This window comes from Hymenobacter sp. H14-R3 (assembly GCF_030063445.1).
Taxonomy (GTDB): Bacteria; Bacteroidota; Bacteroidia; order Cytophagales; family Hymenobacteraceae; genus Hymenobacter.
The window spans coordinates 68,267-76,957 of the sequence record NZ_JASITD010000022.1 but is presented as its reverse complement, the minus strand read 5'-3'; the positions used below and the strand labels follow the sequence as shown (position 1 = coordinate 76,957).

7 protein-coding genes and 1 pseudogene are annotated in these 8,691 nt (G+C 57.8%); 1 reads left to right on the top strand and 7 read right to left on the bottom strand.

From position 1 onward, the window contains the following. Nucleotides 1-96: pseudogene (locus QMK33_RS17950) on the top strand (IS5/IS1182 family transposase); the annotation flags it as partial. A 25-nt stretch (nt 97-121) separates the two neighbouring features. On the opposite strand, the gene QMK33_RS17945 reads toward QMK33_RS17950, so the two are convergent. The 7 genes from QMK33_RS17945 to QMK33_RS17915 all read right to left on the bottom strand — a co-directional run bounded on the left by QMK33_RS17945 (nt 122) and on the right by QMK33_RS17915 (nt 8,512). Next, complete coding sequence (locus QMK33_RS17945; protein ID WP_283565997.1) at nt 122-1,087, bottom strand: phosphatase PAP2 family protein; 966 nt, start codon at nt 1,085-1,087, stop codon at nt 122-124. A gap of 47 nt (nt 1,088-1,134) precedes the next feature. Then, nucleotides 1,135-2,433 (bottom strand): DUF4833 domain-containing protein, encoded by a 1,299-nt coding sequence (locus QMK33_RS17940; RefSeq protein WP_283565996.1) that lies wholly within the window; start codon nt 2,431-2,433, stop codon nt 1,135-1,137. A gap of 12 nt (nt 2,434-2,445) precedes the next feature. Then, a complete protein-coding gene (locus QMK33_RS17935; protein ID WP_283565995.1) occupies nt 2,446-5,016 on the bottom strand; it encodes a DUF5686 and carboxypeptidase-like regulatory domain-containing protein in 2,571 nt (856 codons plus the stop codon). Beyond that, on the bottom strand, nt 5,013-5,378 hold the full coding sequence (locus QMK33_RS17930) for a GtrA family protein (RefSeq protein ID WP_283565994.1): 366 nt from the start codon (nt 5,376-5,378) through the stop codon (nt 5,013-5,015). Before QMK33_RS17930 ends, QMK33_RS17935 begins: the two co-directional genes overlap by 4 nt. A gap of 22 nt (nt 5,379-5,400) precedes the next feature. Beyond that, complete coding sequence (locus QMK33_RS17925) at nt 5,401-5,850, bottom strand: phosphatidylglycerophosphatase A family protein (RefSeq protein WP_283565993.1); 450 nt, start codon at nt 5,848-5,850, stop codon at nt 5,401-5,403. A gap of 15 nt (nt 5,851-5,865) precedes the next feature. After that, the gene (locus QMK33_RS17920; RefSeq protein ID WP_283565992.1) at nt 5,866-7,188 is read right to left on the bottom strand and encodes an inositol-3-phosphate synthase; all 1,323 of its coding nucleotides are present in this window, start codon (nt 7,186-7,188) and stop codon (nt 5,866-5,868) included. Between the two features lie 448 nt (nt 7,189-7,636). Next, nucleotides 7,637-8,512: a helix-turn-helix domain-containing protein gene (locus QMK33_RS17915; protein WP_283565991.1), complete on the bottom strand. Its 876-nt coding sequence runs from the start codon at nt 8,510-8,512 to the stop codon at nt 7,637-7,639. Nucleotides 8,513-8,691: the final 179 nt, after the last annotated feature.

The following is an 8,691-nucleotide window of genomic DNA, read 5'->3' as shown; positions in this document are numbered from 1 at the left end:
CTGCTCATCCGCTGGGCCAAAAAGCCGGAAAACTACCTGGCCATGCTCCATTTTGCCTGCGCCCGAATTACGTGGTACAATTGTCTTTTTGGGTGACGCTGTTTCCCTATTCGGATAGGCACTAAGTGGCCTCGCCGGCGGGTGGCGGCGGGGCCGTAGCCTGCATGAAGGCCGCAAGCAACCGGTTGAAGGCCGGGCTTTTAGCTACCAGAACTTGCAGAATGGTAATTCCCGTGAGGGCCGTGGTGATGCCGGCCAGTACGTCCAACGTATAATGGTGGCTGGTGTAAATAGCTGCAAACCAAATACCTACCATAATGGTGAAGAAAACCAGGTTGAAGAAACCGGATTTGTTCTTCACTGCAAAAAATAGCACAATGGCCGGGTAAGCCGAGTGCAGCGAGGGCATGGCCGCGAAGACGTTGGCGTTTTTGGCGTAGATGCCTTGGAAGATGTGCGCCCCAAAAAAGCTGTCGAAGCGAGCCAGGCCCGCCGTACTGCCCATGGCCAGCGGGTGAAACGTGAGGCCGTGCTGCTGCACGTACCACGGCGGCGCGGCCGGGTGCACGTAGTAGAGCGTGAAACCCAGCAGGTTGACCAGCAAAAACGTGAGGGAAAACTCGAAGAATAGCTGGCGCTTGGTGAAGAACAGGTAGCCCGCAAACGCCAGCGGGATGGGTACCCAGCAAAGGTAAAAAATGCCGCACAGCACGTCCAAGAAGGGCTGGTGGTTGAGCAGCCAAAACTCATTGGGCGTCAGGATTTTACCCTGGTAGGTGATGCCGAATATACGCTTCTCCGTCAGGTAAAGCTGGGCCACGTCCACGGCCCGGTAGGCGTAGTTGGGGAAGGCCCGCATGTAGTCGTACAAAATCCAGAACACCACGAAGATGGAGAAGCCGGTGATGAGCCGGCGCGTGGTGTTGGATAGGAAGTAGCAGGCGTTGCAGATGCCCACCAGCACCAGCTGCTCGGGCCGGAAGCCGATGAGCAGGTACGAAAACGCCAGGTAGGCCAGCGAAAGCGCCGGCACCAGCCAGATGCCGGGCCGGGCCAGCCGCCCCGCGCCCAAGGAAGAAGGAAGCATAAGAAAAGGGTAGGGGCAACCGGCCGCCGCGGCCGCCGCCGGGGACACTACACGCCCACACGCGAAACGATGGGCGAGCGGGTGGCCGTGTCAAGGCCTTTAAACTCAATGTATTTGACGTTGGGCACCCAGAACGTGCCGCCCTCGATGCGCAGGTACACGCGCTCCAGCTGAATCTGCTTGTTGGCCACCAGCGTGTACACGTGGAAGGCATTGTCCACGCTCGATTTCATGAGCGTGAAGGGTACTTTGTTATAGGCGGCGAATTTCAGCTCGTACCTATTAGCAGCTATCTTCTTGGCAGTGAGGCCGTAGGCAAATTTGCGCTGGATGAAGTTGAGGTCTTTGCGCTCGCTGTTTTCATCGTAGCGTATCCAAAATACCTTAATTGGCTCATCATCATCTAATTGGCCCGTTTTGTCGATGTTGAGCTGGTAGATAACGGTATTGGTATTGGGGTCGCGCTGCAAGTAGAACAGCTGATTGGCTACGCCCTTGGGCACCGGGAACGTGAGCGTCTGCTGCGGCGTGGCCGCGCCCAGGGTTAAGTTACTAAACAGCAGGCCGATAGCCACTATGGCGGCGGTAGCGGTAGCCGGCCGGGTAGCACTCGATGCGGCAGCCGCACTAGCTGCCAGCGCCTCCTTTTGGTTCAGGCCTTTCTTCGCTTGCAGGATGCGCGACACGGCCGTGATGTTGGCCAGCACGGCCAGAATAGCGATGGGAAAGGTGAGAATCGACATCGTTTCGAACACGTGAAATGGCACGCCCGGCACGAATAGCTTATAGTCGCCGCCCAGCCAAATGGAGCTAATGCCGCAGAGTAACGCGCTCAGGCCCAGTAGTACTACGCGCTCGGGGCGCTGCATCAGGCCGCCTTTGCACTCTACGCCCAGGCCCTCGGCGCGGGCGCGGGTGTAGCTCACCATCATCGAGCCGATGAGGGCGATGAACGCGCCCAGCGAGCCCAGCAGGTAGTGGTGCGCCACCAGGTAGTAGCAGATGCCCAAAAACGTGAACAGCTCGCTGTAACGGTCTAGCACCGAGTCGAAAAACGCGCCGTACTCGCTCTTCATGTTGCCCAGCCGGGCCACCTGGCCATCGAGCATGTCGAAGAGGCCGGCAAACAGGATGAGCGCCCCGCCCCAGCCCACGTAGCGCAGGTCGCCGCGGTTGCCCTCCTCACCGCCCACAATGAAGAGCACGGCCACGCCCACATTTAGCACGAAACCGGTGAGCGTCACGGCGTTGGGCGTGAAGCCCAGCCGCACCAGCAGCCGCACAAAGGGGTTGATAACCGCGTAGATGCCGGTTTGCAGGGCGGTGCGAATGGCGTCGAAACTCATGGCGCTGAAAAATTAAAAATCTACTTTGAAGCGGCCGCGCAGGCCCCATTGCGCTACGTTGGGATTATCCAGGTAGGTGAGGCGTTTGACGATATCGAGCCGAAAGAGTTTGAAAATATTGGCCACGCCCACGCTGGCCTCGGCGTAGGGCTGCGTGCCCAGAATAAACGAGATGGGCTGGCCCTGCGCATCGCGCAGAAACTGGTACAGTTCGGGGTGGTTGGCCGGGTTGTTCTCGTCGCGCACGCCGCCGTAGAGCAATTTCAGCGAAGCGGTTTCGCGCAGCTTGAGGTGTTTTATCAAGGGTAATTTATTGAAGAAGAACCCATTAAAATTCTGGTCGATGAACAGGCTGGCGTAGTGGTCGCTCGAAAACTCCAGAAAGTTCATCAGGTTGTACGAGTTCAGCTGGTACGAGTACGACTGGTTGGCGCGGTGCACGTCGAGCAGCGGAAACGGCACTTGGCCCAGCACGTAGCCGCCCTCCAGCGTCACGTCGGCGTGGCCCAACTGCGATAAATAAAACCGCTTGGTGGCGTTGGCTGCCACGTTGGTGTAGTTGTATTCGCCGTTGAAAAAGCCCTTGATACCGCGTGCGAGCTGCGCCGAGAAAATGGGGTAAGCGTTGATAATGGGCACGCGGTAGAGCTTGCCCTGGTAAAAAGCCTCGTTGGGCGCCCAGCGCAGTCCCAGTATCAATTCACTGGTGGTGAGGCTAGTAACGTTGTTAGGCTGGTCGTTCACCACATTGCGGAAGTACAGGCCGCCGGCCGGCGACTGCTGCAACTTCTTGAAGCCCAAGGTGTAGGAAAAGTGGTTGCTGAACTCGTAAACGTAGTCGAGCCGGTACACGTCGTTGTAGAGGTACTTGTCGTTGACGCCGCGCTTGAAGGACAGCAGAAAGTTATCCTCCTGCACAAACTGCAAGTCCTGCCCCGGAATGCGGGTATCGCGCTGGAAGCTGGCCCGCAGCAGCCGCTGCGGAAACTTGTAGATGGACGTATTATTGAATGAGTACGTGGAGCTCAGGAAGTACTTCCACTTCTCATCCTTGAAGCCGTAGGCGGTGTACGTTTCGAAGAAAATGCGCTTGCTGAAATCCGGCGTGGTGCGCCCGCCCACCCGCAGCCGGAAGCCCTCCACGGGGTTGAAGCTGTAAAACGTATTCGACGGCCCCACCTCAAACGGCCCGAACGACTTGTAGCCCGAAAACAGGAACGTAAACAGCGTGAGCGAACGCTGGAACGACTTGATAGTCTGCAAGGTATCGACGTTGCGGTAAATCGCCTTTTCTACCAGGCTCAGGCTGTCGGGCCGGTTTTGCTGCAAAAAGGCGGCGCCGCGGCTGGCGCTGCTGTCGGTGGCTACGCGTAGCGGGGCGTTGTAGAGGCTATCGGGCTGCGCCTTGTTGAGCAGGTACTTGCTGAACGACACCGTGCGCTCGCCGTAAAAGCCCGAGCCCTTCTCCGTAATGCCGAAGTCGATGCCCAAAAAGCTCTTGCTCAAGTGGTAGCGCTTGTCGGGGTTTTCGGCAAACTCCAGGCTGGCGTTCAGGCTCTTCACGAAGTTGAGGTTGATGCGCTTATCCACCGACAGGTTGGCCTGCTGCACGGCGTAGTTGCCGTCGAGCGTAACGTAGAGCTTGCCCGCAAACAGCATGTCGCCCTTGTTGCGCGGAAAAAAGCTCAGCTCAATCAGCTGCGGCACGTGCTGCTTGAGCGTGTCCGAAATGTAGTACTGGTAGAAGCTGGGCGCGCTGTTGGCAATGGGGCTAAGCAGCTGGTTACCAAGCAGCGAGATATTATTGGCGTAAATGTCAATGTCCTGGTACATTCGATTGAAGTAGGTGCTCAGGCCCTCATTATCAATAAAATGCTTGTCAAACTCCACCTGCTTATTGCCCAGCACCACGGTCTGGCGCTTGGCGGGGTCCTTGCGGTAGTACTCGTGAAACAGCTTCTCCTCCAGGTAGATAGGCAGGATGTTGACCCCGCCCGCCGCCGTCGAGTCCTGCGTTTTGAACAGGAACTGGTAGTTGCGGAAAATCTTGCGGTTCTTAAACTTATCGGATAAGTTGCTGAATGAGAAGCTCATCTTCTCATACTTATCGTACTCCACGTAGGGGTAGCTTTCGGGCCGGTTCTGCGCCTTGTTCTCAATCACGTGGCGAATGAGCGTCACGGCCGGGTTGTCCTTGTTTTTGTAGCGCGGCGGCTTCGAGCCCCGCACCACCACCTCGTTGAGCAGAGCCGCGCTGGTGGCCAGCTGCACGTTGAGCGTGAGGGCCTGGCCGGGCGTAATCGTCTTGGTTACGGGGCTGTAGCCCAGGTACGTAAATACGATGGTCGTGTACTGCGCTGGTACTTGCAGCGTAAACTGGCCCTGGTCATCGGTATTGGTGCCGATGGTAGACTGGGGCACCGACACGCTCACGAAGGGCAGTTTCTCGCGCGTTTTGGCATCGGTAACCACCCCCCGAATGGTGGTGTTCTGGGCCAGGCCCACGGCGGGCACGGCCAGTAGCAGCAACAGCAGCCAGCGTAGCCCCGCGGCCGCCAAATGCCGGTTATCCCAACGCCTCATGATTTTTTAAATACAAAATACAGCTGCAAAAAGTAGTTGAAGCCCACCCCGACCACGAGCGACACTATCACCTTGCTATACACATAATTAAGGTGCAGCAGTTGGGTAAACAGATAAACCCCGGCTGCGTTCAGCAGCATGCTGCCCACCCACACAAAAAAATACCTAACTCCCTGCGCTTCTGCCTGCTGCTGCCGGGCCTGAAACACATAATAACGGCCCAGGTAAAAATTGACCAGGCCCCCGGCCGCATTGCCCAGCACCGTGCCCAGCAGGTACCAGCTGTGCAGTACTTCAACGCAGGCAATGGTGACCAGAAAATCGACGCCCGTGCCCGCTGCCGAAGCGGCCTGCGCCTTCAAAAACCGCCGCAACCGCACGGCCCTAGAAGTAGCCCAACCGCACGCCGGCTTGCAGAAGCAGGTTGGCGTACACGCCGGCCAGCACGTCGTCCATCATCACGCCCACGCCGCCCGGCATCTGCTCCATATTCCGGATAAACAGCGGTTTAGCGATATCAAAAAACCGAAACAGCACCAGGCCCACCAGCAGGCGCGGACCCGTAACGGGCACCAGTAGCATGGTTACCCACATGCCGGCCACCTCGTCGATCACCACGCGCGAACTGTCTTTGCCCCAGTGGGGCTCCATGCGCTGGGCGGCCAGGGTGCCCAGGGCCAGCACGCCCACCGTGAGCAGGCTGGCGGGCCAGGGCAGCACGGTGGGCTGGCTGGCGCGTGCCAGGTACAGGGCCAGGCAGGTAACCACGGCCGCCACGGTGCCCCCGCCCTTGACATACCCGATGCCCAGGACGGAGGCTATTTGCTTATACACTTGTGCGTAAGCTAGTTAGATGGCGGCGGGGCCGTCCTGATATTCCTCTTCGGCGGCGGCTTCTACGGCATCTTCGCCCATCAGCCCGCGCAGGGTGTTGTGCAGGGTCACGAGTTGCTTGAAAATGTCGTGCTCGGGGCGCATGCCGGCTTCGGTTTGTGGCGCCTTGAGGTAGAACGACAGCCACTCCTGAATGCCGATGAGGTTGGCGCGCTTGGCCAGGTCCATAAACAGGGCCAGGTCGAGCACCAGTGGCGCTGCCAGGATGGAGTCGCGGCAGAGGAAGTTGATTTTAATCTGCATGGGGTAGCCCATCCAGCCAAAAATGTCGATGTTGTCCCAACTCTCCTTGTTGTCGCCGGCGGGCGGGTAGTAGTTGATGCGCACCTTGTGGTACATATCGCCGTACAGCTCCGGGTTTTCCTCGGGGTGAAACACGCTGTCGAGCACGCTCAGCTTCGACACTTCCTTGGTGCGGAAGTTGTCGGGGTCGTCGAGCACGAGGCCGTCGCGGTTGCCCAGGATGTTGGTCGAAAACCAGCCCTTCACGCCCAGCGAGCGGGCGCTCAGGCCGGGGGCCACGATGGTTTTCATCAGGGTCTGGCCCGTTTTGAAGTCTTTGCCCGCTACCGGGGTGCCGGTGGTGGCGGCCAGCTCCAGCAGGGCGGGCACGTCCACGGTCAGGTTGGGGGCGCCATTCACAAACGGCACGCCTTCCTTGAGGGCGGCGTAGGCGTAAATCATGCTGGGCGCAATGTTGGAGGCGCTGGTGCGCAAGCCTTCCTCAAAGGCCGCCAGCGTGCGGTGCGTGTCGCTGGGCTGGTGGTAGATTTCCGTCGAGCCGCACCACACCATCACCAAGCGACTACAGCCGCGCTCAGCCTTAAAGGCCCGGATATCAGCAATTACTTGCTCGGCCAGGTCGAGCTTGGTCGTATATTCCTTGATGTGCGTGCCATCGAGGTTTTTCACGTAATGCCGGTCGAAGGCCGCCTTCATGGGCTTGATGGCCTCCATCTCGGTGCGCACGCCCTTCAGGGTTTTGTAGTCGAGCACGCCGGCGTTGAGGGCCGCTTCGTATACGTTGTCCTCGTACACATCCCAGCCGCCAAACTCAATGTCGTGGAGGTCGGTGAGGGGCACGAAGTCTTTGATTTTGGGGTTGCCGCTCGCCGTGCGAATCTTCCCCATTTGGGTGAGCGAGCCAATGGGCTGCGAGTCGCCCTTGCGCACGGCCAGCACGCCGGCAATGAGGGTGGTAGCCACGGCACCCATGCCGGGGAGGAGGATACCTAGTTTGCCTTCGGCTGGCGCAAGTGGCCCTTTCTGTTCTTTCATTGGGAAATGAGTATGCGGGGCCGCAGTAGCAAAACGCGGCCGGTAGAGGTGTTTTGGGAGACGGGCAGACGGATGAACATCAGGAATACTTCATCTGCATTAGGAGAGTATAACCGATAAAGGGCGCAAAGTTATTGCCTGAACTTCCCGCGGTTGGGTCCACTACCCAGCGCACTACTACCTAGTACCTCGGCCCAGCTCCACGGTTTACCCTGGAACTCATTGGCTAACAATTTAGTAACACTGCGCCGAGTTGCCGCGCTGTGGTTGGCCGCCGAAGCTGCCGCGCTCGCCAACCACGGCAGGAATCCGGTAAGTTTTTGAGAAAAACGGTGGAAACAGCGCAGTGTCTCGCCCCCGCCCGAAGGCCCCCCGACCAACCAGTCCGCCGCAGGCAAAATGCCCTGCCTAGCCGGACAAGGCACCGCTTTTACTAAGTAACTGCCAATTAAATAAATATTCGGTTACCCGAAAAATTGCCCCGAAACTCCTTGGGCGTGCAGCCCTTGCGCTTTTTGAAGGTGCGGTTGAAGTTGGAGATGTTGTTGAAACCACACTTGTAGGCCACTTCGGCCACGTTGTGGGTGGTGTCAATCAGCATGCGGGTGGCGTGGCCCAGCCTGATTTCGTTGATGCTGTCGATAAACGTGCTACCGATGCGCTTCTTGATGAAGCGGCTAAAGGAGGCCTCCGGCATGTTGGCCACTTTGGCTACTTCGGTGAGCGTGATGGGCCGGCTGTAGTTGGCGTTCATGTACTCGAATACCTTCTCGATGCGCCGGCTGTTGTAGTTAAACTGCTCATTATCAGAGCCTGCGTCGGATAGCGTGCGCATGTTGCGTGATGTGGACAGGTCGTGCAGGATGGAGAACAGCTCCAGCACCGAGTCGAAGCCGTTTTTCTGTTCCAGCTGCAGGAGCCGGGGCTGGAGGCGCTCGATGGTATCGCGCGAAAACAGAATGCCGCGCTGCGCCTTATCAAACATCGTTTTGATGAAGCTGAGCTGATTGCGCCGCAGCAGCCGGTCCTCAAACAAGTCTTTGTGAAACTGAATGGTGAGCTCCGTAATCTGCTCACTTTCACACTTATGCGTAAACCAGGCGTGGTAGAGGTTGGGGCCCACCAGCACCAGCTCTACCTCGTCAATCACCTCAATGTGGTCGCCCACGATGCGCTTGGCACCGCCGGCGTTGATAATCAGGTTCAGCTCATATTCCTCGTGGTAGTGCAGCGGAAAATCGAATTTTTTCTTGACCCGCGAGAAGAGCGTGAAGCAGTCGCTTTGGGTAAGCGGCGTGATTTCGCGCATAATGTCCTGTTTCATGGGTGGGGAAGGTTAAGTAGGGTAGGGGCAATAAAAGTACAGCCTTTAGATAAAATGCTATTACCGGCTGTAAGTAGGATTTTACAAATTTTTAGGGAGTTTTCAGCTGGTTATTAACGCGTTGCAAAGTAAGTGGGTAATCACTCGATAATAGTACGGTAATCTGCTACAAGCAAAGG

Bases quoted from the DNA above. Each gene is read 5' to 3' on its own strand.
- QMK33_RS17945 (WP_283565997.1), bottom strand. From the start codon at position 1,087: ATGCTTCCTTCTTCCTTGGGCGCGGGGCGGCTGGCCCGGCCCGGCATC.
- QMK33_RS17940 (WP_283565996.1), bottom strand. From the start codon at position 2,433: ATGAGTTTCGACGCCATTCGCACCGCCCTGCAAACCGGCATCTACGCG.
- QMK33_RS17935 (WP_283565995.1), bottom strand. From the start codon at position 5,016: ATGAGGCGTTGGGATAACCGGCATTTGGCGGCCGCGGGGCTACGCTGG.
- QMK33_RS17920 (WP_283565992.1), bottom strand. From the start codon at position 7,188: ATGAAAGAACAGAAAGGGCCACTTGCGCCAGCCGAAGGCAAACTAGGT.
- QMK33_RS17915 (WP_283565991.1), bottom strand. From the start codon at position 8,512: ATGAAACAGGACATTATGCGCGAAATCACGCCGCTTACCCAAAGCGAC.